21 protein-coding genes, 2 tRNA genes and 1 pseudogene are annotated in these 25,096 nt (G+C 72.1%); 18 read left to right on the top strand and 6 right to left on the bottom strand.

What is annotated here, in order from left to right:
- Positions 1 to 17: 17 nt before the first annotated feature.
- On the bottom strand, positions 18 to 1,877 hold the full coding sequence (locus QJS33_RS06195; RefSeq protein ID WP_372339599.1) for a GMC oxidoreductase: 1,860 nt from the start codon (positions 1,875 to 1,877) through the stop codon (positions 18 to 20).
- 215 nt (positions 1,878 to 2,092) lie between these two features.
- Between QJS33_RS06195 and QJS33_RS06190 the strand changes: the two genes are divergently transcribed.
- Positions 2,093 to 2,740 carry a DUF6230 family protein gene (locus QJS33_RS06190; RefSeq protein ID WP_306366883.1) on the top strand — a complete coding sequence of 216 codons (648 nt, stop codon included), beginning with the start codon at positions 2,093 to 2,095 and terminating at the stop codon, positions 2,738 to 2,740.
- 4 nt (positions 2,741 to 2,744) lie between these two features.
- Entirely contained in the window at positions 2,745 to 4,109 is a 1,365-nt protein-coding gene (locus QJS33_RS06185) for a DUF6114 domain-containing protein (protein WP_306366882.1), read from the top strand.
- Positions 4,110 to 4,181: 72 nt separating this feature from the next.
- Here the strand turns inward: QJS33_RS06185 and QJS33_RS06180 are convergent, their stop codons facing one another.
- Positions 4,182 to 6,011 carry a UvrD-helicase domain-containing protein gene (locus QJS33_RS06180; protein WP_306366881.1) on the bottom strand — a complete coding sequence of 610 codons (1,830 nt, stop codon included), beginning with the start codon at positions 6,009 to 6,011 and terminating at the stop codon, positions 4,182 to 4,184.
- 792 nt (positions 6,012 to 6,803) lie between these two features.
- Between QJS33_RS06180 and QJS33_RS06175 the strand changes: the two genes are divergently transcribed.
- From QJS33_RS06175 to QJS33_RS06165, 3 genes are all read left to right on the top strand, one after another.
- Positions 6,804 to 7,406 carry a DUF1707 domain-containing protein gene (locus QJS33_RS06175; RefSeq protein WP_306366880.1) on the top strand — a complete coding sequence of 201 codons (603 nt, stop codon included), beginning with the start codon at positions 6,804 to 6,806 and terminating at the stop codon, positions 7,404 to 7,406.
- A gap of 103 nt (positions 7,407 to 7,509) precedes the next feature.
- Complete coding sequence (locus tag QJS33_RS06170; protein WP_306366879.1) at positions 7,510 to 8,109, top strand: vancomycin high temperature exclusion protein; 600 nt, start codon at positions 7,510 to 7,512, stop codon at positions 8,107 to 8,109.
- Positions 8,110 to 8,128: 19 nt separating this feature from the next.
- Positions 8,129 to 9,553, top strand: a complete 1,425-nt coding sequence (locus QJS33_RS06165; protein ID WP_306366878.1) for a hypothetical protein — start codon at positions 8,129 to 8,131, stop codon at positions 9,551 to 9,553.
- A gap of 92 nt (positions 9,554 to 9,645) precedes the next feature.
- Here the strand turns inward: QJS33_RS06165 and QJS33_RS06160 are convergent, their stop codons facing one another.
- Entirely contained in the window at positions 9,646 to 11,211 is a 1,566-nt protein-coding gene (locus QJS33_RS06160) for a DUF885 family protein (protein ID WP_306366877.1), read from the bottom strand.
- Between the two features lie 97 nt (positions 11,212 to 11,308).
- Between QJS33_RS06160 and QJS33_RS06155 the strand changes: the two genes are divergently transcribed.
- Positions 11,309 to 12,052, top strand: a complete 744-nt coding sequence (locus QJS33_RS06155) for a vancomycin high temperature exclusion protein (protein ID WP_306366876.1) — start codon at positions 11,309 to 11,311, stop codon at positions 12,050 to 12,052.
- Between the two features lies 1 nt (position 12,053).
- On the opposite strand, the gene QJS33_RS06150 is transcribed toward QJS33_RS06155, so the two are convergent.
- Both QJS33_RS06150 and QJS33_RS06145 read right to left on the bottom strand, forming a co-directional pair.
- The gene (locus QJS33_RS06150; RefSeq protein ID WP_372339598.1) at positions 12,054 to 13,037 is read right to left on the bottom strand and encodes an N-acetylmuramic acid 6-phosphate etherase; all 984 of its coding nucleotides are present in this window, start codon (positions 13,035 to 13,037) and stop codon (positions 12,054 to 12,056) included.
- Between the two features lie 218 nt (positions 13,038 to 13,255).
- Positions 13,256 to 14,224, bottom strand: coding sequence for a MurR/RpiR family transcriptional regulator (locus tag QJS33_RS06145; RefSeq protein ID WP_306366875.1), 969 nt, complete (start codon positions 14,222 to 14,224; stop codon positions 13,256 to 13,258).
- A gap of 417 nt (positions 14,225 to 14,641) precedes the next feature.
- On the opposite strand from QJS33_RS06145, the gene QJS33_RS06140 reads away from it, so the two are divergent.
- The 6 genes and pseudogenes from QJS33_RS06140 to QJS33_RS31365 form a co-directional block, all read left to right on the top strand.
- Complete coding sequence (locus QJS33_RS06140) at positions 14,642 to 14,827, top strand: hypothetical protein (protein WP_306366874.1); 186 nt, start codon at positions 14,642 to 14,644, stop codon at positions 14,825 to 14,827.
- Between the two features lie 109 nt (positions 14,828 to 14,936).
- Positions 14,937 to 15,009 (top strand) — tRNA-Lys (locus tag QJS33_RS06135).
- 171 nt (positions 15,010 to 15,180) lie between these two features.
- A tRNA-Lys gene (locus tag QJS33_RS06130) sits at positions 15,181 to 15,253 on the top strand.
- Between the two features lie 283 nt (positions 15,254 to 15,536).
- Positions 15,537 to 16,031 (top strand): septum formation family protein, encoded by a 495-nt coding sequence (locus QJS33_RS06125; RefSeq protein ID WP_306366873.1) that lies wholly within the window; start codon positions 15,537 to 15,539, stop codon positions 16,029 to 16,031.
- Positions 16,032 to 16,171: 140 nt separating this feature from the next.
- Entirely contained in the window at positions 16,172 to 16,759 is a 588-nt protein-coding gene (locus QJS33_RS06120) for a septum formation family protein (protein ID WP_306366872.1), read from the top strand.
- A gap of 63 nt (positions 16,760 to 16,822) precedes the next feature.
- Positions 16,823 to 16,912: pseudogene (locus tag QJS33_RS31365) on the top strand (IS3 family transposase); the annotation flags it as partial.
- Between the two features lie 89 nt (positions 16,913 to 17,001).
- Here QJS33_RS31365 and QJS33_RS06115 read toward each other — a convergent pair.
- The gene (locus QJS33_RS06115) at positions 17,002 to 18,639 is read right to left on the bottom strand and encodes an alpha/beta fold hydrolase (RefSeq protein WP_306366871.1); all 1,638 of its coding nucleotides are present in this window, start codon (positions 18,637 to 18,639) and stop codon (positions 17,002 to 17,004) included.
- Between the two features lie 384 nt (positions 18,640 to 19,023).
- Between QJS33_RS06115 and QJS33_RS06110 the strand changes: the two genes are divergently transcribed.
- Genes QJS33_RS06110 through QJS33_RS06085 form a run of 6 tightly spaced genes read left to right on the top strand, consistent with a single transcriptional unit; the run spans position 19,024 to position 25,086 of the window.
- Entirely contained in the window at positions 19,024 to 20,115 is a 1,092-nt protein-coding gene (locus tag QJS33_RS06110) for an ABC transporter permease (RefSeq protein WP_306366870.1), read from the top strand.
- Between the two features lie 6 nt (positions 20,116 to 20,121).
- Positions 20,122 to 21,003, top strand: a complete 882-nt coding sequence (locus tag QJS33_RS06105) for an ABC transporter permease (RefSeq protein ID WP_306366869.1) — start codon at positions 20,122 to 20,124, stop codon at positions 21,001 to 21,003.
- A gap of 5 nt (positions 21,004 to 21,008) precedes the next feature.
- Positions 21,009 to 22,073 carry an ABC transporter ATP-binding protein gene (locus tag QJS33_RS06100; RefSeq protein WP_372339597.1) on the top strand — a complete coding sequence of 355 codons (1,065 nt, stop codon included), beginning with the start codon at positions 21,009 to 21,011 and terminating at the stop codon, positions 22,071 to 22,073.
- Positions 22,066 to 23,085, top strand: a complete 1,020-nt coding sequence (locus tag QJS33_RS06095; RefSeq protein WP_306366867.1) for an ABC transporter ATP-binding protein — start codon at positions 22,066 to 22,068, stop codon at positions 23,083 to 23,085. Before QJS33_RS06100 ends, QJS33_RS06095 begins: the two co-directional genes overlap by 8 nt.
- Positions 23,086 to 23,089: 4 nt before the next feature.
- Complete coding sequence (locus tag QJS33_RS06090; protein ID WP_306366866.1) at positions 23,090 to 23,278, top strand: hypothetical protein; 189 nt, start codon at positions 23,090 to 23,092, stop codon at positions 23,276 to 23,278.
- Positions 23,275 to 25,086, top strand: coding sequence for an ABC transporter substrate-binding protein (locus QJS33_RS06085; RefSeq protein WP_306366865.1), 1,812 nt, complete (start codon positions 23,275 to 23,277; stop codon positions 25,084 to 25,086). Before QJS33_RS06090 ends, QJS33_RS06085 begins: the two co-directional genes overlap by 4 nt.
- The last annotated feature ends 10 nt before the right edge of the window (positions 25,087 to 25,096 follow it).

Below are 25,096 nucleotides of genomic sequence, written 5' to 3'. Positions count from 1 at the left end.
CCCCCCGGGGGGGCCGGTCAGGAACCGGCCGTCTCGGCGCCCTCGGCCGCCTTCTCCTCGGGCGCGGTCCCGGCGACGGACAGTGGCAGCGGGGTGGTGTACCGCAGCTCCGCGAAGGCTCCGGCGGGCACCGCGGGGGAGTGCGGGAACACCGGCTTCACCCGGCGGTAGGCCTCCCCCTGGGCCGGTCGGGTGTCCTCCTCGCCCTTGTTGGGCCACATCGACAGCGCGCGCTCGGCCTGCGCGGTGATCGTCAGCGACGGGTTCACACCCAGGTTCGCGGTGACCGCCGCCCCGTCCACCACGTGCAGGTCCGGATACCCGAACAGGCGGTGGTACGGATCGATGACACCGCTCTCGGCGCTGTCGCCGATCGGGCAGCCGCCCAGGAAGTGCGCGGTCATCGGGATGTTGAAGATGTCGCCGACGGTGCCGCCCGGGAAGCCGTCGATCCGCTCGGCCAGCCGGGTGGCCGCGTCCTGGCCCGCCGGGATCCAGGTGGGGTTGGGCTCGCCGTGCCCCTGCCGGGAGGTGAGCGTCTTCCGGCCGCCGAACGGCCCCCTCCTGACCGACGTGGTCAGCGAGTTGTCCAGCGACTGCATCACCAGGCCGATGATGGTCCGCTCCGACCAGCGCCGGCTGGAGAAACTGCGGGCGAACACCACCGGGTTGCGCACCGCCCGGCCCAGGAACCGCACCCAGCGGGGGACGCGGCCGCCGCCGGGCACCTGGATGGCGGTGAGCAGGCCCATCGCGTTGGAGCCCTTGCCGTAGCGGACCGGCTCGATGTGGGTGTTCTCGTCGGGGTGGATGGAGGAGGTGATGGCCACGCCGTGGGTCAGGTCCTCCTTCCACGGCACGTGGCGGCTCATCGCGCCCACCAGGGCCTCGGAGTTGGTGCGGGTGAGCGTGCCCAGCCGGTCCGACAGCCGGGGCAGCAGCCCCGCGTCCTTCATCCGGTGCAGCAGGGTCTGGGTGTTGTAGGTCCCGGCCGCGACCACGACCTGGCGGGCGGTGAACGTGCGGGCGTTCTCCCTGCGCCGGGGTGCGTCGGTGCGGACGGCGTCGACGGCGTACCCGCCGTCGGCCAGGGGGCGGATGCGCTCCACCGTGGTCAGGGGGTGTACCTCGGCGCCGCCACGCTCCGCGAAGTACAGGTAGTTCTCGGTCAGCGTGTTCTTGGCCCCGTGCCGGCAGCCGGTCATGCACTCGCCGCACTCCAGGCAGGCCCTGCGGTCCGGCCCGGCCCCGCCGAAGTACGGGTCGCCCACGGACTCGCCGGGGGCGGCCTCGGCCCCCGACCCGTCCCGGCCGTCACCGAAGCAGACGCCGACCGGGGTCAGCCGGAAGGTGTGGCCCACGCCGATCTCCTCGGCGACCGCCTTGAGGTGGCGGTCGGAGGCGGTGACGGTGGGGTTGGTGCGCACGCCCAGCATGCGCCGGGCCTGGTCGTAGAAGGGGGCCAGCTCCGACTTCCAGTCGGTGATGTGGCTCCACTGCGGGTCCTCGAAGAACGGGTCCAGCGGGTGGTACAGCGTGTTGGCGTAGTTCAGGGAACCGCCGCCGACCCCGGCGCCGGCCAGGATCATCACGTCGCGCAGCAGATGGATCCGCTGGATGCCGTACAGCCCGGCCCGGGGCGCCCAGAGGAAGTTCTTCACGTCCCAGGACGAGGACGGCAGGGTCTCGGGGGTGAAGCGGCGCCCTGCCTCCAGGACGCCGACACGGTAACCCTTCTCGGTGAGGCGGAGGGCGGCGACCGATCCGCCGAAGCCGGATCCGATCACCACGACGTCGTAGTCGAAGCGGTCGTCCTCGGTCGGTCCGGTCGCCTTGTCGGTGGTGGCGGGGGAGTTCGCGTTGCGCTCTCGGGGCACGTGCTGCTCGCTATCGGGTCGGTTGCGGTCGGCCCGTAGTGCGCCGGCTACAGGTCCGCAACATTCTTTGCGCCATCTAGAAATGTGACATTAACTATTGTAATGTTCGTCACTACCGCCGAGTAAGGTGTGTTCCATGTAACACGCGAGGCGTGCATCGGCGCAAGTTCCTCTCCCCCACGCCGCCCCCGGGCGGCGGACCACTGGAGGTTTCCATGCCCAAGGCTTCCGAGGAGACGCCTGAGGTGTCCCAGGACGCGCCTGAGCAGCACGAAGGTTCTCGTGGCACCCGTTGGCGTCGCTTCGCCCTCGTGGCGGTGCCCGGCTTCGCCGCCGCCGCCGTGCTCGGCGGGATGACCACGCAGGGCCTGCTCGCCGCCTCGTTCGCCGTCTCCGGCGACAGCTTCAAGCTCTCCGCCGACAGCCTGGTCGGCGACGGCTTCACGCAGTACGGCGATGTCGCCACGTCCGTGGACGGCACCGGCCGCCCGGTCGGCCTGTCGGCGATCAACACCGCCGAGATCGACGACCTCTGCCTGTCCTCGCTCTGGGACCTGCCGATCGGTGAGGCCACCCTGGTCATCACCGCGGGCGAGGCCACCCCGGTCGAGGGCACCAACCTCGTCATCGACATCGAACAGCTCCAGGGCAACGCCGAGTTCGGCGAGATCGAGATCGGCCGGGACGCCAGCACCCTCGACAGGGCCGAGGGCGGCCAGGGCCCGGCCGGTGGTTTCGGTCTCCAGTCCGACAGCATCACGATCTCCGACATGGAACTGACCACCTGGGCCGTCACCTCCGGCTCCCTGCGCCTGTCGGGGCTGGGACTGGCGGTCAAGCCCGGAAACCACGAGTGCTTCTGATCCCATGACCCGTGCACTGACCCTCCTGCGCTCGGGATGGGGACGGTTCCGCCGGTGGCGGCACGGCCGCCCGTTCTGGGGCGGCGTCATCCTCATCGCGGCCGGAATCGAGCTGCTGGTCGCCCCGGCCGCGCAGACCCTCGTCCTTCCGATCGACCTGATCATCTACGCCGGCATCGCCGGCGTTTCCGGCACCCTCATCGCGGCGCTGATGATCGTGCTCGGTGTGCTGAGCTGGGTCCAGCCCGCCCAGCACACGTTCTTCGGGGTGGTCGGGGTCCTGCTCGCCCTGGTGACCTTCGTGACCTCCAACTTCGGCGGGTTCGTCATCGGCATGCTGCTCGGTATCGTCGGCGGGTCGCTCGTGTTCGCATGGGGTCCCAAGGCCCGTCGGCGCCCGCGCGGGCGCCGACGGGCGGGGGCCCCGGCCGATGACACGGTGGACGCCGCCGACACCGACGAACTGCCCGCGACCGGCGGCGCCGAGGGCGGAACCCGTCCTCTGACCGCCCTCGCCCTGCCCCTGGCGGCCGCCCTCGTCCTGGCCTCGGCCCCCGCACCCGCCCTGGGCTGGCCCTGGGACTGGTTCTTCCCGGACGGCGGGGGCGAGGAGCAGCCCGCCGACGATCCCTCCGCCCCGGTCTCCCCCTCCCCGTCACCGTCCCCCTCGCCCGGCGACCCCGCCCCGGATGGACCGGGGACCGAGGACCCCGGAACCGGGGACCCCGGGACCGAGGACCCCGAGAAGGACCCCGCAGAGGAGGGAGGGGAAGAAGGGGAAGGAGAGGAAGAGGAGCCCGAGGAGGAGCCCGGGGTCGACCCGGCCGAATGCGAGTTCCGCACCGGCGAGGGGGCGCAGGCCCGGACGGAGGAGGAGTTCGTCGAAGCGGTCCTGGACTGCCGGGCCGCCCAGGAGACCGACGAGCTCCCCGAGGTCGCCGTCGACGCCGACTACGACTGCTTCCGCGGCTCGGTCCGCACCTCCGGGCTGACCGCCGACGTGCTGACCATGAGCGGTGCCCGCTACGACGGCGTCGTGGAGTGCCCGACCGCGAACGGCCCCCAGCGCTACCTCCGGCTCACCATGAACCGGGCCGAGGTGACCAACGGTGACCTGTGGTTCCAGGAGTACGGCACCCGGATGAGCCTGGGCCTGCCGTCCATGACCCTGGACGGCGACGTCGTCATGCACGTCACCCGGATGAAGGTCGACATCTTCGGAATCCCCATCCCGATCACCTTCACCCCGGACTTCCCGCCGCCGCTGCTGCTGCCGTACATGTTCGTCACCGACGTCGACGTCTCCAGCCCGATGGCGGCCACCGACCGGATGAACATCACCGACCTGAACGGCCGGTACGCGGGCTGACCGGCCGGGAGATACGGCGGGGCGCCGCGCGGATCGCGCGGCGCCCCGCCCTGTTCGGCCCGGAGGCAGGGGTCAGCGGCCCTCGGTGATCAGCCGGCTCGGCCGCCCCACGTGCGACACGTACAGGGCGTCGCGCGCCCGCGTGCAGGCGGTGAACAGCAGCGTCCGCTCCTGTTGGAAGGCGTGCTCCAGGGCCACCTGGTCGCCGTCGGCGGCCTCGATCGCGGCCTTGGGCGGCAGCAGGTGGTCGGCGACCCCCACCAGGGCCACACAGCGGAACTCCTGGCCCTTGAGCCGGTGCAGCGTGCCCACGCGCACCGCCTCCGGGCCGCCGGACTCCTCCAGCGGCGCGGTCGGGACGCCCCGGGCCGTCAGCTCCTTGGCGATCCCGCGCACCACCCAGTGGTTGCGTCCGGCCACCGCGATCTCGGTCGGGTCGACCCCCGCCTCCAGCCACACCCGCACCCAGTCGCCCAGGGCGGTGAGCTCCTCGGCGCGGTCGGCGCAGCCGCGCACCACCGGCGCCGGACCGCGCAGCAGCGAGCGGTAACCGGCCAGGGTGTCGGCGTCGTCGTCCATGCCCAGCGCCGCCCGGCGGCCCAGGATCGGCATGCTCCAGTCGAGGATCTCCTGGGTGACCCGGTAGCTCACCCGGAGCCGGTGGCCGCGCCCGCGCACGTTGATGCCGAGCGAGGCCAGCGAGACCCGGTTGTCGGACACCCGCTGGTGCGGGTCGCCGACGATGAACAGGTCGTCGGGGCCTTCGGGAACGGCGGCGCGCAGCATCCGCCACTGGGTCGGGTGCAGGTCCTGCGCCTCGTCGACCACCACGTGCCGGAACAGCGGCGCACCGCGGCCCAGGACGCGGGCGGCCTCCGCGGCCAGCTGCGGGTAGGACCACAGCCCCTCCACCCGCATGGCTCCGACGTAGCGCCGGATGGTCTCCCACACCTGGCGCCGGTGCTCGGGTGCCAGGTGCTGCACCCGGCCGCTGCGCTCACAGCGGATGTACTCGGGCAGCAGCTCCAGCCCCTTGGCGAGGATGACCTGCTCCCACTCGTCGACCAGGAAGCGGCCGGAGAAGGGCAGCCCGTCGGCCAGCGCCACCGCGCGCCAGCGGCGGGCCAGGTCGTCCTTGCCGATGAGGCGCGGCGGGACACCGTGCGCCTGCACCACGGAGCGGGCGAGGCTGTCGATGGTCGCCACCCGGACCCGGGCGCGCACCCCGGGGTCGGGCAGCAGCTGGTCGAGGCGGTCGGACAGGGACTGGGCCAGGGCCCGGTTGTAGGTGGTCAGCAGGACCGACTCGCGGTGGTCCTCGGGGTGCGCGGCGGCGTCGCGTTCGGCCAGGTGGGCGGCCCGGTGCAGGGCGATGACGGTCTTGCCGGTGCCGGGGCCGCCGGTGATCTGGACGGCGCCGTTGTAGTGGGCCTCGGTGATCCGGTGCTGGTCCGGGTGGAGCGTGACCTGCCACTGCCGGAAGGGCGCGCGCAGGGCTCCGGCCAGCTCGGGCGGGCCGCTGGGGCGCGGGTCGGCCGGGGCGCCGGGACCGAGCGGGACGATCTCCGGGGACGCCGGGAGCAGGCGGCGGGCGAAGCGGAGCGCCTCCTCGCGCGGCAGCACGGTGAGCAGGCGGTAGCGGGTCCGCGGGTGTTCTCCGGACCCGTCGCCGGACCCGTCGTCGGGCTCATCGTCGGCGGGTGCCGGGACGACGACACCGGACCAGTCGGGGGCGATGCCGACGATCCGGACCCGCGGGTCGGCGGCGTCCGCCACGGGCTCCAGGTCGGGCCGTTCCCCGGCCTGGTAGGCGCGCATCACGGCCAGGGTGTCGAGCTGGACGTCGGGTGTGAGGCGGGTGAAGTCGCTGAGGAAGGTCGGGGCGATCGCAAGGGCGGACACGTCGTGGGTCTCCTCCGGTCTTCGACCAGGTGACGGCTCGGGGCCTAGGCGTTCGGAGCGGGCGGTGTCGGGGCGGAGGGGCCGGGCCGGCGATCCCTCTCACCTGTGAACATGCTCTCTGCGGAATTCCGGCAAACGCCGCTCACGGGCCGATTCCCGTCGGGTTCCCGGGGCTTTTCGGGGGGTTCGTCGTCCCAGGTGGGAGGGGGTTCTGCGGAAGCCTGTTCGAGTCATCCCCCGAACATTCTCCGACTGTGCGGACGGGTGCCCGCCGACCTGCGGTTCTGTGGAAGTCGACGATGTCCTCAAAGGTGTTTATCAGCTGTCCGAAATTCGGTAGCGCACGGAGACAATGCCTGATCCCGACGGGGTTCGCGGGAACACCGATGTGGGATGGGCTGCTGAGAACCGGTCGACCGAAAACCCGGAGGAAGAACGGTCACCAAGGCACCCACAGGTGCAGACGGGCTTTCCGGGGACATTTCACGTAGTGGCCGGTTTCGGACACGCTCTGTGCAGAGCCGTCCGGGCGCGGGATCGTGTAACGCACAGGGGAGAGGGCCGCGTGCCATCCGTGCGGTCCAGGACTCTGCCGGGGTCCGTCCTACCCCGGCAGAGTCCTGACCACTCGCGGGCACACGCCCTGACAGACCGGTACCCCGGCCCCGCCCGCACCAAAGCGTGCGGGACGGGACATTCTCATTCCCTCTGCACGGCGGCCGTGCTCTACCGTTGGACCACCGGTACGACGGAAGGAACGGTGCGGTCGTGGTCTCCGAGGACAGAACCCGTTTGCGGGTCTCCGATGCCGAACGCCACCAGGTGGCCGAGATGCTCAGGGACGCCGCGGCCGAGGGGCGCATCACCCTCGACGAACTCGACGAGCGGCTTGAGGCCGCCCTCGGCGCCAAGACCTACGCCGACCTCGAACCCGTCACCGCCGACCTGCCCGGCGCGCCCGGCGCGGCCGCCGGCCCCGGCCCCGTCGTGGCCGACGACCGGTCGGCCGGCCCCGTCCGCCCCGAGGACGTCATGATCGTCCGCTCCGACGGCGACGGCGTCGTCCGCAAGGGCCGCTGGCAGGTACCGCGCCGCATCGAGGTCCGCAACAGGTACGGGGGCACCCGGCTCGACTTCCGCGAGGCCGACATCCCCCACGAGCGCGTCGAGGTCCACCTGGAGGTGTCCTGGGGCGGCGCCGAGGTGATCCTGCCCGAGAGGGCCACCGCCGAGGTCGCCGCGGACACCTCCTGGCTGGGGAGCCTGAAGGTGGACGCCGACGCCATCCCCCGGCCGCCCGCCCCGCACTTCGTCATCACCGGCACCTGCCACGGCGGTACCCTCCAGGTCGGCCACCGCCGCTCCTTCTCCTGGTCCGCCCTCTTCGGCATGTGACCGGCCCCGCCCGGACCACGCGGCCCGGGCCACCGGGACCCGCGGGCTGCCATCATGGGGTGCGCCCCCGCGCGGGGGCGCCGGAACGGACGGGGGAACAGCGGTGTCGGTGTGGATCGTGGCGGCCGGGGCGTGCGCGGTCGCGCTGAGCCCCTACATCTGGCTGACGGCCGCCTCCGCCGGGCGCCTCCGGACGGTGGAGACCGTCCCGCACCGGCCGGTCGCCGTCGTCCTGGGCGCGGCCGCCTGGGCCGAGGGCCCCTCGCCGCTGCTGGCCCGCCGCCTGGACCTGGCCGTGCGCCTGTACACCGAGGGCAGGGTGGAGCGCGTCATCGTCTCGGGCGACAACCGCGAGGTATCGCGCCGGGAGACCGACACCATGGCCGCCTACCTCGTCGCCCACGGGGTCGCGGCGGACCGGATCGACGCCGACCCGCACGGCTACCGCACCTGGGACACCTGCGTGCGGGTCCGCGACCTGTTCGGGGTCCGCGCCGCCACCATGGTCACCCAGTCGTTCCACCTGCCCCGCACCGTCGCCCTGGCCCGGGCCGCCGGGATCGACGCCGTCGGCGTGGGCGACCCCAGCATGGGCGCCCGCCGCCGCTCCACCGTCATCGGGTACGCCCGCGAGGCCGGGGCCGCCGTCAAGGCCCTGCGCGACGCCGTCCTGCGGCCCGCCCCCGCCCGGACCGGCCCCTGATCCCGCGATACTGGGGGGCATGAACGCGACCCCGAACGACGCGCACGCCGACCCCGACAGCGTGGACTGGACGGCCCTGGCCCCGGAGGGCGGCGAGCGCATCGCCTCCCTGCTGGCCGGGGTCACCGGCAGCGACACCGCCCTGTCCGAACTGCACGACATCATCGAGTTCCCCGCCCCCGGCCACCGGGCGGCCCCCAGAGCGGTGGACTTCCTCGTCGACGCCGCCTGCTCCGAGCAGACCCCCGCCACCGACCGGTGGCGCCCGCTGAGCCTGCTGCTGGAACTGGTCTCCGCGCACGCCGAGGACCTGTTCCCCGAGCCCCGCGACCTCGCGCAGTGGCGCGACGAGGTGGCCTGGATCACCTCCACCGACATCGGGAAGGTCATCGAGCAGTACCGGTCCTGGGTGGAGGAGGCCCCCGACGAGCAGCAGCGGCGCCGGATGCGCAACCGGCTCGACGTCCTGGAACTGCCCGACGGCCCGGCCCTGCTCCAGGCCGAGCTGGACACCTTCGAGGCGATCCGCGCCCGCGTCCCGGACCTGCTGGAACTGCTCAAGGGCGCGGAGAACCGCGGCGGCATGGACCGGGCCGGGGAGTGGGCCTCCTACCTGCTCGCCTTCCTCACCCCCGACGCCGACCGGATCGTCGCGGGCATCACCGGCGCCTCCCAGATCCTGCTCGCCAAGGACCTGCGCCCCGCCCGCCAGGCGCCCTCCAGCCTGCGCGACATGATGGACCAGGCCCTGGTCGGCGGCTCCGATCCGCTGCCCGCGGAGCTGTTCGCGCTGGGCGCGCTGGCCGGACCGGACGACATCGACCTCACCGTCGCCCTCACCCACCAGATGGCCGGCGGCAACCTGTACAACTCCTTCGCCGCGTCGGTGGCGATGGTGATGATCCACGGCCGCAACACCCCGCGCGAGGCGCTGCGCCGGATCGGCCGCGGCGGCGGCACCACCAGCGGCTACGAGGGCCTGTTCAACGAGTCGTGGCCGCACTGCGGCGAGCGCTCGCCGCAGGTCCTGGGCTTCCTGGCGCTGGGCCGGGCGGGCGACCGCGCCCGCCGCCTGCGCCTGGACATCCTGCCCGGTCTGATCAAGGGCGAGGAGGACTCGCGCGCCCTGGTCACCGCGGCCGGGCTGGAGCTGGTCCTGGGCCCGCGCACCCAGGGGTCCACCGCCGAGGACCACCTCAACGCCGAGTACGACGAGGAGACCCTCAAGGTGATGTGGGCGATCGCCGAGCTGCCCGCCCAGGCCTGGGAGGACGCGGGGTTCCGGGAGGTCCTGGCGGCCTGGGGGCTGCCGGAGGACCCCGAGGAGTTCCGCACCTCGGTGGGCGTTGAGCTGGAGCCCGAGGTGGTGGAGCCGTCCGCCCCCGCCGCCCCCGAGCCGCCGCAGGGCGGGCTCTTCGGCCGCCTGTTCGGCGGCGGCCGCTGACCCCCGCCCGGTTCCGCGGGCACCCCTGCGGACCGGAGCCGTGTTCGGCCCCGGGGACGGCCGCGACCGTCCCCGGGGCCGGGCCCCGCCCGCTAACCCTGTTCGAGAGCGGCGCCGATCAGCCCGAGCGGTGGGGAGCCCAGGTCCAGCAGGGCCCGGTGGAACCGGCCCAGGGAGAACTCCGCCCCCCAGAGCCCGCGGGCCTGCTCGCGCAGCCGCAGGATCTCCAGCTTGCCCCACGTGTACCGGCCGTACGTGGGGTCGAACGTGGCCCGCCGCGCCTCCGACAGCGCCGCCGGGCCCTGTAGCGGGGTGTCCTCGGAGAACAGCGCCGCCGCCTCCTCCACCGTCATGGCCCCGGTGTGCATGCCGATGGCCACCGACAGCCGGGTCACCCGGATGAGGGCCTCCACCCACACACCCACCTCGTAGTGGTCGGCGGTCCACCCCCGGACGCCGGAGCGCTCGGCGGCGTAGGCCCCGAAGCCCTCCTCCAGCATCATCTCCTCGACGTAGTGCGCCCAGCCCTCGGCGAACGCCATCGAGTGCAGCGCCCGCCGCACCGGGCCGGGGGCGCGCCGCAGCGCCCGCCCGTGCGAGAAGTGCCCGGGGGCCACCTCGTGCACGCTCACCGCGGGCAGCGTCGTGTCGCTGAACATCTCCAGCCACTCGGCGGTCTCCGCCTCGCCCCAGGCGGGGTCGGGCGGCGTGATGTAGTAGAAGGACGGGGTGTCCGCCTCCCACGGCCCGGACCAGGACATCATCGCGGTGGCCCAGCGGTGGGCGGGCGGGGACAGGTCCACCCGGCACTCGCCGTCGCCGTAGGGAGCCAGGCCGCGCTCGGCGGTGAACTCCAGCGCCAGCTCCGTCCAGCGGCGGGCGGCGTCGAGCACCTCGTCGCCGTTCGGGCCCTGTGCGGTCAGCTCCCGGACCGCCGTCATGACGTCCCCGCCGGGCGCGATCCGGCCGACCGCCCCGGCCAGCCGCGCCCGCAGCCGGTCGCGCTCGGTCCGCGCCCGCTCCGCCAGCTCCTCGGGGTCGACCGCCAGGGCCTCCCCGGTGCCCATCAGCCGGGCCAGCCCCTCGGCGCCCAGCGAGGCGTCCTCGGGCCCCTCCTCGGCGGCCCGCTCCACATGGGCGACCAGGCGGGCGTGCGCGGCCAGCGCGGTCTCGCGCAGCCGGGCGGGCACGTCCTCGGGCAGCCCCTCGGCCAGCCCGCGTACGGCGCCGACCAGGGAACGCGCCACCGGGGCGGGAATCCGGTCCAGGGCGGCGATCGCGTTGTCCACTCCGAGCGGCCACTGCGCCAGGTGGGCGTCGCGGGCCTCGCGGCGCTCGGCCTCGGGGGCGTAGTCCCGGTCGTAGCCGGAGATGTCGAGCTCCCCGAGGTGGTACAGGGGGTTGGCACGGTGCTGTAGCGCCTCGCCCAGCGCATACCGGGCCTCGGCCTCGAACGCGGCCAGGTGCGCCTCGTCGTGGGGATCCTCAAGAGCCGCGCCGCCCAGCGTCTCCAGGGCGGCCTCGACACCCGCGGGGGAGAGGTCGGCGATGCGGCCGTCGTACTCGTGCATGCCCGCTCCGTCGCGCATGGCGCCGGGCATGAGGTCGGCCAGGGCCCGCAGCCGGGGCGGGAGTTCGTGGTTCTCGGGGTGTGACATGCCCCCGACCCTAGTGACGCCCGCCACCGCGCGCACACCGATGACGGCCGGTGCGCGAAGGGCGGAACCCCGGGCCGTTCCCACTCGTCTCCCGGGTGTGACGACCTCCGAAGCAGCCTCCACCGAGAGCTCCTCCGCCGAGACCTCCGACGCGACCGCCGGGAAGCGGCCGCGCCGCCGCCGGCGCCTCCTGCTCCCGCTGTTCGCCCTCGCCCTGGTGGCGGCGTTCGCCCCGTTCGTGTGGGTGGTCGCCGGGACCTCCGGGTACCGCCACGCCAGCGTCGCCGACGTGCCCGAGCGGCCGGTGGCCCTGGTCCTGGGCGCCGGGGTGCGCGACGACGGGCTCCCCACCCGGGTGCTGGCCCGGCGGCTGGAGCTGGCCGCCGACCTGTACTTCGCCGGCAAGGCCGAGGTGGTGCTGGTGAGCGGCGACAACAGCGTGGAGCACTACAACGAGACCGACACCATGCGCGACCACCTCGTGGCCGCCGGCGTCCCGGCCGAGCACATCGCGGCCGACTACGCCGGGTTCTCCACCTGGGAGTCGTGCGTGCGCGCCCGCGAGGTGTTCGGGGTGACCGAGGCGACCGTGGTCACCCAGGACTTCCACCTGCCCCGGGCGGTGAGCCTGTGCCGGGCGGCGGGCATCGACACGGTCGGCGTCGCCGACGCCGCCGCCCGGGAACGGGTCTGGGCCACCCGCTACGGCTGGGCGCGGGAGGTCCCCGCTGCGGTGGCCGCCCTGGGCACCGCGGTGTTCCGCCCCGACCCCACCTTCCTGGGCCGCTACGAGACCGCCGTCGACGACGCCCTCGACGCCGCCCGGGAAGACGGGGAGTGACTCAGGACAGCTCTGCCAGGGCGTCCCGGACCCGCCCGCGGGCCTGGGCCAACGCCGCCCGGGCCGCGGCGGCCGGCACTCCGGCCAGCAGCGACACCAGCGCCGTGCGGGTGTCGCCCCCGGCGGCGGTCAGCGCCCGCGCGCAGGTCTGCTCGTCGGCGTCGGTCGCCTGGGCCAGGATCGTCACCACCCGGCCGCGCAGCTTCCCGTTGGAGGCGTCCACGCCCACCATGAGGTTGGAGTAGGTGTACCCCATCCGCACCATCACGGCGGTGGAGAACGCGTTCAGCGCCAGTTTCTGGGCGGTCCCCGCCTTCATCCGGGTCGATCCGGCGATCACCTCGGCGCCGGTGTCCATGCCCACGTGCACGTCCACCCGGTCCGCCAGCGGGGCCCGGGGGTTGGCGCTGATGAGCACGGTCGCGGCGGACCGCTCCCGGGCCGCCTCCAGCGCTCCGCCCACGTACGGGGTGCGGCCGCTGGCCGCCAGCCCGATCGCCAGCGACCCGGGGGCCAGCCCCGAGGCGTCCGAGCGCCCGGACCCCCAGTCGTCCTCGATGCCCTCCACGGCGCGGACCAGGGCCGCACCGCCGCCCGCGTGGTGGGACACCACCCACTCGGGCGGCACCCCGTAGGTCGGCGGCAGCTCGGCGGCGTCCTGGGCGGCGATGCGCCCGGAGGTGCCCGCACCGAAGTAGTGGATGGCCGCCCCCCTCTCCAGGGCGGCCACCCCCAGTTCGACGGCCCGCGCCAGCTCCGGCAGGGCCGCCTCCACCACGGCGGGCACGGTGGCGTCCTCGGCGTTGATCCGGCGCAGGACCTCCAGGACCGACAGCCGGTCGATGTCCAGAGTGCGGGGGTTGCGGGCCTCGGTGGGGGCGCGCACGATCACCGTCTCGCCCGGGGGCGCCCCGGGGGCCGACGGGTCGGCCGGGGGCGGTTCCCCGCCGTAGTGCTCCACAGCGCTCTCCTGTTCGGTCCGCACCCGCTGCCGTTCCTTTCCCGTCCGCTCCCCGGTCCGCCGCCGGGGCCGCACCCGCTTCTGCCCTCTGCCCCGCCCGCCGGTCGCCCACCACCCGCCCCGAAGGGCCGGCCTGCGGCCGACGGCCTCTCCTCCGCCGTGCCCGGCGCCCTTCGGGGGCGGGGCCGCGTCCTATGAGGTCACGGTCTCACGGTCACCCGTCCGGCCGTATGTCCTCACGGTCACTCGTCGGTGGTCCTGTCGTCGGGCCGGCCCCGGCGACGTTTGCGGTCGTCGTTGATGCGCAGTCCCCGCACCGCCTCGGCGGTGGTCTCCAGGGCCGCCCTGCTGTCGGCGTACCGGCTCTGGGCCAGCCCCACGAACAAGCAGTCCACCACGGTCAGCTGGGCCAGTCTGCTGGCGGTCGCCCCGGACCGGAAGGTGGTCTCCCGGGCCGCGGTGGTCAGCACGTGGTCGGCGAACCCGATGGCCGAGCGCGGGAAGTTGGTGATGGCCACGGTACGCGCGCCCCGGCGCCCGGCCTCGGTCAGCGCCTGCACGGTGTCGATGGTGGAGCCGCTGTGCGAGATGCCGATGGCCACGTCGCGCTCGTCCAGCAGGGCCGCGCTGGTGAGCATCACGTGCGCGTCCGACCAGGCGAACGAGGCGAGTCCGATCCGGTGCAGCTTCTGCTGGAGGTCGGCGCCCACGAACGCGCTGGCCCCCACTCCGTAGACGTCGATCCGCCGGGCGGACGCCATCGTGTCGATGACGGTGCGCAGCACCTCGACGTCCAGGGCCGCGCCGGTCTCCTCGACCGCGCGGGCGTCGGTGTAGGCGATCTTCTGGACCACGGTCACCAGGGTGTCGTCGGGGTTGATGTCCCCGTCGGGTTCGGGCGCCCCGGTGGTGCGGGCCCCGCGGGCCTGCCCGGCCTCGGTGGCCAGCGCCAGGCGCAGCTCCCGGTACCCGCTGAAGTCGATGGTCCGGCAGAAGCGGATGACCGTGGCCTCGGAGGTCGCGCAGTCCTTCGCCAGTTGTGTGATGGAGGAGGCCGCCGCCCGCTCCGGGTCGTCGATGATGCGCTGGGCGACCCGTCGTTCGGCCGGTGCCAGCGAGGGCAGCAGCGAACGGATGCGGAGCACGGTGGTGGGGACCTGTGGGATCCCTGATTCCACTCGGCCTTCCGTGGGCTTCGGAATGTGCGCCATGGAGGAAAGTTTCTTTCGGTCTTGGTGCAGAGTCAACGCGCGGAAGGGAAAAAGCGGGAGATTCCAGGATTCCAAGCGGTCGGCTCCGCGGCAAGTACCGAAGCCCGCGGACCTCGGGTTTCCCGGATGAGGTGGGGAAGCCGCAGGGGGGCGGCGGCCGGTGCGGCCGGGGGAGCGGCGCGGACGGACCCGGCACACGGCCCGTGCGCGGTGTGACCGCGCACTCGCGCGCCGGGCCCGGGAGGGCCGTCGCGGCCGCGGGGAAGTACCGGTCGTTCCGGCCCGCCGGTGACGAGTCTGGCGGTGACCTCTTACGTTCGCCTTTCACCGAAGTGAACGGTCGCGGGGACCTGTGATGTAGCCCGAATTCGTTTGCAGCGGTGCTCACGGGTCACACGAGTCGCTAGTGTCGATCCCATGACACAGAACAACGATCCGAATCAGGACCCCGCCGGGGCCACACAGCACTTCCAGCGTTTCGTCGATGAGAACCCCGAACCGGAGGCGCCCGAGCGCCGCCCCGTCCTGCCGCTCGTCCTCGCGGGCGTCGGTGTGATCGCGGCCGTCGCGGTCGTCGTCGCGCTGGTCCTGGCCTTCTCCTGACCCGCGTGGGGGGCCGGACAAACGGTTCGCGACCACTCCGTGAGTCCTGCTAGAGTTAACGACGTCGCGGGGAGCACGGCCCACAGGGCCCGGTCCCCGGATACGACTGGCGTCATTAGCTCAATTGGCAGAGCAGCTGACTCTTAATCAGCGGGTTCGGGGTTCGAGTCCCTGATGACGCACGGCGAACGGCCCCGGCAGAAGGTGTGACCTTCCACCGGGGTCGATCACGTCGCGGCCCTCCGGCCGCGTCGCGGTGGCCCGGATCACGGCCCTGGCGGCGCGACGGCCTCCGGTGGATCAGGTAGGATCGACCAGGTCGCAGCGCGGCGCCGACCGCGCATGGACGACCAGCGTCATTAGCTCAATTGGCAGAGCAGCTGACTCTTAATCAGCGGGTTCGGGGTTCGAGTCCCTGATGACGCACACTGCGGGAAGGCCCCCGGTCACGGACCGGGGGCCTTCCCGTATCCCCGGGGTCCCGGACCCCGCTCCCGGGGGACACGGGAAATGTCGTGACCCCGTGCTGTGCTGTACCGCATCCCCCACGGGCCCGAAGGAAGCAGGCCGGCCGGACCCGCCGGACCCCACCCTCTCCGGGCATCTCCCACAAACGGATTGACACCGGCCCCCACCTGGTGAAATGTTGTCTCGCCGCCGTTTCGGGCCGGCCCTTCCCCTAACACACCACATCCTCCGGAGTGTCCCCATGTCGCTTTCCCCCTCCTTCCCCCGCGCACTGGGCCTGTCCCTGATGGCCGGCACCGCCGCGGTGGCCCTCACCGGCTGCGGTGCGGTGACCGGCCTGCTGGGTGCCGCGAGCGGCCAGGACGACGTCTTCCAGCTTGAGGTCGGCGACTGCTTCACCCAGGCCGAGATGAACGCCTCCTTCAGCGGCGAAGAGGTCAGTGGTATCCCGACGGTCGACTGCGCCGAGGAGCACGACGCGGAGGTCTACCACATCGAGGTGCTGCCCGAGGGCGACTACCCGGGCACCGAGTCCCTGAACGCCACCGGCGAAGAGGTCTGCACGGCCGAGTTCGAGGAGTTCGTCGGCATCGCCTACGAGGAGTCGGAGATCTACTTCAGCCTTCTCACGCCGATCGAGCAGGGCTGGACCGCCATGGACGACCGCGAGATCGTCTGCTACCTCATCACCAACGGCGAGATGGTCACCGGCACCCTCGCCGGCGCCGCCCGCTAGCCTCCCGCCCGGCCCGCCCGTACCGGGTGGGCCGGGATTTTTCCATTCGGACCGGGAACCACGATCGTCCCCGGCGCATCTGGATAAGTGTCGCCGGGTCCGTCGGCGACAAGTGCCAAGGAACCCCTGTTGGAGTCGCCATGTTGTCGGAATTGCGCCGTTCGCCCTACGGGCGTCTCGTGCTCGGCCCCCTGGTCGTCGGCGCGGCACTGTCGCTGACGGCGTGCAGTCCCGAGATGCTGCTGCCTCCGGCGCTGCGTCCCGGCGCGGAGGTGGTCCCCTCCCCGGAGGTGACCGAGACTCCCGTGGAGACCCCGGAAGAGACTCCCGCGGAGACCCCGGAGGTCCCGATGGACCCCGAGGACACCGACGTCTTCGACATCTACCTCGGCGACTGCCTGACCGAGTTCGGTGCGGACGAGGACTCGATCTCGTCCGTGCCCAAGATCGACTGCGCGGAGCCGCACGTCTACGAGGTCTACCACGTCGAGAACATCGCCGAGTCCGGCTCCTACCCCGGTGAGACCTCCGTCTCCGACACGGCCAACGGGCTGTGCGAGGCGGCGTTCGAGCCCTTCGTGGGCATCGACTACTACGACTCCGAGCTCTACTTCACCTCGCTCTTCCCGACCGAGGACGGGTGGGCGGCGGGCGACCGCGAGGTGCTGTGCCTGATCTACGACCCCGCGGGCGACACGACCGGCACCCTGGAAGGCAGCAACCTGTAGGACGTGCTCCGCGGCGTACGGCCCGCACCGCACTGAACTGCTCCCCGGAAGTCGGACTGAGAAATCGGTTCCGCTTCCGGGGAGTACGTCCACCGGTACGACACCGAGCGCATCCGCACACGGCTTGAGGGCCTGAGCCCGGTCCGATACCGGGCTCAGGCCCTTGTGGCCTGGCCTCTCGATCACCGGTCCGACTTCTGGGGACCAGTTCACCGGCGGTGCGGGCCGTTCCCGTGTGCGGGTCAGCCGATGCCGGGCCGCCGGACCGGGAGCGGGTCCCCGCGCTCGGACATGACCTCGGCGATGACCGCCCCGGCCTCCCGCGCCTCCGGTGCCCGCCGGACCGACGGGGCGTCCTGTGGCCGGGGCAGCCCGGCGCAGGTCGTGTCCTGCGGAGCCGCACCGTCCACCAGGTAGGCGTCCACGGCCGCCGTCGCACAGTCGTGGCCGGGCATCCCGTAGAACCCGTGCCCGCCCTCGTCGGTGATGGTGACGAGGGCGTTGCCGAGCCGGTCGGCCATGAGCGGTCCGCCCTCGTAGACGGTGTTGGCGTCGAACTCGGCCGCGATCACCAGACCCGGGGCGTAGCCCTCGCGCTCCAGTTCCACCAGCGGTTCGGCCGGTGCCCGCGAGGCGAACGTGCAGGGCTGCGGGGAGTCCCAGATCGCGCCGATGCCGTACGGGTTGTACTCGCGGGCCTCGCGCATGTCCCGGTAGTAGTCCGACAGGCGCGAGGGCCACTCGACCTCGCAGCTCACCGCCATGAGCAGCGAGTCGTTGGAGAGCTCCACCTCGGGGTCGGGGTACTCGGGGGCCTCGTACCCGGGGAAGGGCACGTCGTTCACGAAGAACCCGAGCTCGATCGAGACCAGGTCCCAGTACATCTGGCTCCGGGACGCCGACCCGATGTAGAAGTCGAAGTCCTCGGCGGTGAAGGGCGTGCCCTCCGGCAGGCCGGGGACGTCGTCCCGGGGTTCGTCCTCCAGCCGGGCGCGGGTCTCCTCGACGGTGGCCAGCACCTCCTCGGGGGTGGCCCCGAACCCGTACGTGTCGTGGCGCTCGGCGACCCACTCGGTGTAACGGTCCACGTTGGCCTTGTAGGCCTGATTCTGGGTGCGGAAGAGCTCCCGCCACATGCCCTCGGGCAGGACGGAGGAGTCCAGGACGCTGCGGTCCAGCCGTTCGGGGAACAGACTGCCGTACACGGCTCCCAGGTAGGTGCCGTAGGACACCCCGTAGTAGGAGGTCCGCTCCTCGCCCAGGGCGGCGCGGATCACGTCCATGTCCCGCGCGGTGTTCGCCGTGGTCATGAGCGGGATGAGGTCGCCGTGGGCGCTCTCGCAGGCCCGTTGGGTCGCGATGGCCTCCCGGGTGACGGCCGAGAACCCGTCGTCGTCGGGGCGCGGGGACGGGAGGGGGAAGTCCGTGCCGCAGTCGAGGTAGGGGGTGGAGGCGCCGCTGCCGCGCGGGTCCATCCCGATGACGTCGTACACCTCGGCGACGCGCTGGGTGCCCAACCCGTAGTCGAACCCGAGGTCGGGCCGGGGTTCGATGGGCATGTACCGGCCCGATCCTCCGGGGCCGCCGGGATTGGTCAGCAGGATGCCGCGCCGTTGCCCGGGATCGGTGGCGCGGCGGCGGCTGATCGCGATGGACGCCCGCTCGCCGCCGGGGTCGGCGTAGTCGAGGGGCACCTCGATCCAGGCGCAGTCCAGTCCTTCCAGGAGCCGTTCCTCACAGGGGGCCCACTCGACCTCCTGCTCGTGGAACACGGTCAGGGGGTCGGCGGGCTCGGCGGCGGCCGGGGCGGCCGCCGCGAGCGACAGGGTCAGAGCGGACACCAGGGTGCCCACGGCGATCGGTCGGTGTGCTCTGCGCACGGGGGTTCCTTTGCTGTTCCGGCCCGGGCCGCGGGGGCGGCTCCGAGGGGGTGTGCATCGGCCCGGTAACCGTACGTACCTCCGATTCGCTATGAACACTGACAAAAGTCATGTATTGCGGGCGGTGGCACGATCCGGCCACCCGATGAATTGGAGTTCATGCCCATATGTACTTTTCGTGACTTTTGCTATGCCGATCGCATCGCGCGAAGGACGCCGTTTGGTCACGAGGGTGGTGTCCGCCACACACTTCGGGCTACTTTGTCGTTCTATTAGGAAAGTTTCCTAATAGAACGGGTCGGGCGCATTCCGAACACCCTCCGCTCACCCCCGCCGAGCCCCCGCCCCCTCCGACAGCCCCACCTCCCCGCTCGAAGGAGACCCGTGGCCACCGAAACCGCGGCACCGCCACCGCCGCCGGAAGCCGGGACCGCGGCGCCGCCCCCCGACGGCGCCCCCCTCTCCCCGCACCTCCGGCTCTGGCGCCATTACGCCCTGGTCAAGGTCCGCAAAGCGGTCGTCGTCGTCTTCGTCGTCGCCAACGTGACCTTCTTCCTCGGCCGCGCCATGCCCGGCGACCCCATTGACGTCATGGCCGGCCGCCTCACCCAGGGCGGGATGAGCCTGGAGGAGGCGCGGATCATCGCCGCCAACTCCCTGGCCTACGACCCCGACGCGCCCCTGTGGGCGCAGTGGTGGGACTTCATCGTCGGCCTGGTCACCTTCGACATGGGCATGACCATCAACCGGCCCGGGTTCTCCGTCGCCGAGTCCATCGCCGCCTACCTGCCCTGGACCCTGTTCAGCATCGGCGCCGGCACCCTCGTCTCCATCACCCTGGGCCTGGCACTGGGCATGGTGATGGCCTACCGCCGCAACCGCCTGCTGGACCACGTCCTGAGCGTCGTCGCCTCGGTCCTGGGCGCCATCCCCAACTACCTCATCGCGATGCTGCTGGTCGTCGGCGGCGGCATGTACCTGAGCTGGTTCAACCCCATCTCACTGCGCGGCACCCTCAGCCCCGGGGTCGAACCCGGGTTCAACGCGGAGTTCCTCGGCGACGCCCTCTACCACGCCGGACTGCCGATCTTCACCTACGTGCTCGCCATCATCGGCACCTGGATGCTCGTCATGAAGGCCTCCACCACCGAGGTCCTGAGCGAGGACTACGTGACCGTCGCCCGGGCCCGGGGCCTGCGCGACCGCCGCATCGCGACGTCCTACGTCGGACGCAACGCCATCCTGCCGCTGGTCGCGCAGATCGCCATCTCCTTCGGAACCCTCGTCGGCGGCGCGATCTTCGTCGAGCAGGTCCTGGTCTACAAGGGCATCGGCGGCCTGCTGCTGGACGCGGTCGAGTACCGCGACTACCCGCTCCTCCAGGGACTCCTGGTCGTCCTCACCACCTGCGTGGTGGCCGCCAACCTCGTCGCCGACCTGCTCTACAGCAGGCTCGACCCGCGCATCCGGAAGTAGGAGACCATGGCAGTCAGCACCGCCGCCCCCGGCGGAGCCGGGGTCTGGGGCGCCATCTGGCACGGCGTCACCCGCAGCACCAGCGGATTCATCGGGCTGTGCATCGTCGTGGGCGTCCTCCTCTTCGCCTTCGTCGGCCCCTTCTTCGTCGACACCCACAACCCCACCGACGTCACCAAGATCTGGGGGCCGATCACCTCCGAGCACTGGCTCGGCACCAACCACGAGGGCAAGGACACCTTCGTCCAGCTGGTCCTGGGCGGCCGCGAACCCATCTGGGTGGGCATCGTCGCCGCGCTGATCACCGTCGCCATCGCCGTCGCACTGGGCGGCGTCGCCGGATACGTGCGCGGCCGGATCGACCACTTCCTGCTCCAGCTCACCGACATCACGATGACCATCCCGTTCATCGTCCTGATGCTGGTCGTGGCGTCCTTCTACCGCACCGCGTCGCCGATGGTCGTCGCCTTCATCATCGGCCTGGTCACCTGGCCCTACCTCATGCGCTCCATCCGCGCCCAGGTGCTCACCCTGCGCGAACGCGAGTTCGTCGAGGCGGCCCGGCTACAGGACCTGGGCACCGCCCGCATCCTCTTCACCGAGGTGCTGCCGAACATGGCCGGCTACATCTTCGTCAACTTCATCATCGCGATCACCAACGCCATCTACGCCGTCGTCGGCATGTACCTGCTGGGACTGCTGCCCAGCACCGCCGCCAACTGGGGGCTGATGATCCAGCAGGCCTGGGACAACAACGCCTTCCTGGTCCCCGCGGCCGCACCGTTCCTGGTCGCCCCGATGGTGATGATCATGCTCTTCCAGATCGGCCTGGTCACCATGACCCGGTCCCTGGAACAGGCCCTCAACCCACGACTCCGGGACAGGTGAGCCACGTGACCGCTTCCCCCGCAGCACCGGCCCCGCCCCAGGGGCCCCTGCTCTCCGTCCGCGGCGTCGACGTCGGCTACCGCACCGGCCGACGCTCCCGGTCGACCGCCGTCCACGACGTCTCCTTCGACCTCCACCCCGGCCAGTCCATGGCCCTGGTGGGGGAGTCCGGCTGCGGCAAGACCACCCTGGGCCTGGGGCTGCTGCGGCTGCTGCCGCGCACCGGAGTCGTCTCGGCCGGGGAGATCCTCTTCCGCCGCAAGGACGGGCGCACCGTCGACGTCCGCTCCCTGGCCAGGGAGGAGCTGCGCCGGTTCCGCTGGAGCGAGGCCGCCATGGTCTTCCAGGGCGCGATGAACGCCTTCAACCCGGTGCTCAGGATCGAGGACCACTTCCTCGACACCTTCCGCGCCCACGAGAGGGGCCGGGCCCGCCGCCGCGCCGGGATCCGCGAGGAGTCGGCCGCCCTGCTGGAGATGGTCCGGCTGGACCCGGCCCGGGTCCTGGGCGCCTTCCCGCACGAGCTGTCCGGCGGCATGCGCCAGCGCGCCCTCATCGCCCTGGCCCTGGCGCTGAAACCGCAGCTGCTCATCCTGGACGAGCCCACCACCGCCCTGGACCTGCTCACCCAGCAGGCCATCGTCGAGCGCCTGTCCGAGCTGCGCGAGGAACTGCGCTTCTCGATGCTCTTCATCACCCACGACCTGGGACTGGCCGCCGAACTCGCCGACCGGGTCGGGACGATGTACGCGGGCCGCCTCATCGAGACCGGCACCACCCGCGACATCTTCCACCGGCCGAGCCACCCCTACACCTCGGCGCTGATCAACTCCGTGCCCCCGGTCAGCGGTGACCTGGTCGTCCCCGAGTCCCTGCCCGGCGGTCCGCCCGGCCTGTCCTCCCTTCCCCCGGGCTGCTCCTTCGCCCCCCGCTGCCGACACGCCGTCGAGCGGTGCCGCGAGACCCGCCCGGAACTGGAGGTCCTGCACACCCGCGGCGGCGGCCTCAGCCACGCCGCCGCCTGCCTGCGTTCCCGTGAACTCGCCGCCGAGGGGGCCACCCGTGACTGACCGCTCCGTGCCCGTGCCCGCCCCGGCCGCCCCCGGTCCCGCCCCGTTGCTGAGCCTGCGCGGCGTGCACCAGGTCTTCCCCGGCGCGCGCGGCGACGTGCCCGCCGTCGCCGGGGTCGACCTGGAGATCCGCCCGGGCAGGGCCCTGTGCCTGGTGGGGGAGTCCGGCTGCGGCAAGACCACCACCGCCCGCATGGCGGCCGGGCTGGCCGACCCCACCGCCGGGTCGGTGCGGTTCCGCGGCCGTGACATCACCGCCATGGACAAGAGGGAACGCTCCGCGTTCCGGCGCTCGGTCCAGTACATCCACCAGGACCCCTACGCCTCCCTCAACCCGGTGCGCACCGTCTACTCCACGGTCTCCGCCGGGCTGCGCCGCCACCGCATGGTCGCCGACCACAAGGCGGCCCGCAGGGTCACCGCCGAGCTCCTGGAGCGGGTCGACCTCACCCCGGCCGCGGACTTCATCGACAAGTACCCGCACCAGATGTCCGGCGGCCAGCGCCAGCGCGTCGCCATCGCCCGCGCCCTGGCGATGGACCCGGAGGTGATCATCGCCGACGAGTCCACCTCCATGCTCGACGTCTCCATCCGGGTCAGCCTGCTCAACACCCTGGGGCGGCTGCGCGACGACCTGGGCGTCGGCTTCCTGTTCATCACCCACGACCTGGCGGTGGCCAAGTACTTCGCCTGGGACGGCGAGATCGCCGTCATGTACCTGGGCAAGGTCGTCGAACACGGCCCCACGCCCCGGGTGGTCAACGACCCGCGGCACCCCTACACGCGGGCGCTCATCTCCGCGGTCTGCGAACCCGACCCCGACCTGGCCCGGACCAGGGAGCGGGTCCGGCTGCGCAGCGCGGACATCCCCGACCTGACGGCCCTGCCCCCCGGCTGCGACTTCCACCCGCGCTGCCCCCTCTACACCCCGGGGGCGTGCGACACCCGACGACCACCACTGGTGCGCGGCCACGACCGGCTGCTCGCCTGCCACGTGGTCGGCCAGGGGTGAACGAATGCTCCTCATCGGCCGTTCCGGCCTGCTCATCGGAGCCTTCCTCGCCCTGGCCGCCGGCCTCACGGCCCTGCTGAACCCCCCCGGCACAGCCGAGTTCGTGATCAGCGTCGTCACCGTCGTGATCGGCCTGACCGTGCTCTCCCTCGGACTGCTCGCCGTCCTCATCGAAAGGAAGCGTCAGGAATGACCCCCACCCCCGACCGCAACGCACTCCTGCGGGACCTCAGCCGCAGGAGACTCCTCAAGACCGTCGGGTTCGGCGCCGTCGGCGTCGCGGGCGCGAGCGTCCTGTCGGCCTGCGCCGGCGGCGACAACGCGGCCAACGCCGTCCCGGGCCAGTTCACCGGCGTCTACGACTACGACATCGACGCCCAGACCCGCAACGTGGCCGTGGAGGACGGCGCGCTGCTGATGAACTCGGTCTACGCCGACCTGTTCCTGCCCGCGGGCGGGTTCTACAACTGGGAGACCCACGAGTGGGACTACCTGCTCATGGAGAACGCGGTCTGGGAGGGCGACGACCTCATCGTCAGCCTGCGCCCCGGTCTGAAGTGGAGCGACGGCACCGATCTGAACGCCGACGACCTGCACCAGAACTTCGCCATTCGCGTCCTGGAGGCCCCGGCCTGGTCCATCGGTTTCCCGCAGATCACCGAACTGGAGAAGCTGGACGACCTCAGTGTCCGGGCCCGCTTCGACGACCCGTTCCCTGGTATCGAACTCCAGGTCATCGACCACCGCCTCTTCTGCAAGTCCACCTACGGCGACTTCGGCGAGCGCGCCATCGCGATGGTCGCCGACGGGGTCCGCCAGGGGGACGACGAGCACAGCGAGTTCAACGCCGAGTTCATCGCGTTCAACCCCGACGACATCATCTGTAGCGGTCCGTACAAGTTCGATCCGGGCCAGCTCGCCGACGCGCGCATCACCCTGGTGCGCAACGAGGACGGCTACCAGGGCACCGAGGTCGCCTTCGACGAGGTCGTCATCCACAAGGGGGACAACCGGCAGGCCTCCCTGCTCATCCAGCAGGGAGAGGTGGACTACTCCACCCTGGCCACCTCCGCGGCGGACCAGCAGGCGTTCCGGAGTGTGGAGGGCCTGCGCTGGATCGAGCACCCCGGCTACGACGGCTGCGGTCTGATGTTCAACTACCAGAAGAAGCCGGAGCTGAAGGACGTCCGCGTCCGCCACGCGCTGGCCCACCTGCTGGACAGCGACCAGATCGGCCAGGTCGCGCGCGGGGACGCCTACACCCGCGTCAACTACTACGCCGGCCTGGTGGACATGCAGGCCGAGCAGGTCTTCAGCGCCGAGGAGCTGGACGGGTTCGCCACCTACGACCTGGACCACGACAGGGCCACCGAGCTGTTGGAGGAGGCGGGCTGGACCAAGGAGGACGGGATCTGGCACCTGCCGGACGGCGAGCCGGCCTCCTTCGAGGTCGTCGGCGTGGTCGGCTGGGGCGACTTCGAGCTCACCGCCACCCAGGTGGAGGAGGCGTGGAACGACTTCGGCATCCAGACCACGGCGTCCAACGTCCCCGCCGACAACCCCTGGGGCATCTGGGCCGCCGGTGACTTCGAGGTGGCCGTGCGCCACTGGGGCAACCCGGAGATCCCGTCCTACTGGGGCGCCTTCCAGATGAACTTCCTGGTGGAGAACGCGCGCACCGGGGACACCCCGGGCCAGGACTTCGACCTCAAGGTGGACAGCCCCAGCCAGGGCGAGGTGGACCTGGAGGCCCTGGTGGAGGTCGCCAAGACCGCGCCCACCGAGGAGGAGCAGGTCGAGGCCGTGCGGACGATGGCGATCGTCTTCAACGAGCTGCTGCCGCGCATCCCGGTCTGGACCTACAAGTACCTGGCCCCCGCATTGGAGGGGGTCCGCGTGGCGAAGTTCGACGACGACCACCCGGCGTCGCAGAACCAGATCTACATGGACAACCACGTCATCCTGTCGCTCATCCAGGGTGACCTGAAGCCGGTCGAGTAGCCGCCTGCCC

Origin of the sequence: Nocardiopsis sp. CC223A (genome assembly GCF_030766825.1) — a bacterium.
In the GTDB taxonomy this organism is placed as follows: Bacteria; Actinomycetota; Actinomycetes; order Streptosporangiales; family Streptosporangiaceae; genus Nocardiopsis.
This window is presented reverse-complemented; position numbering and strand designations above follow the sequence as displayed.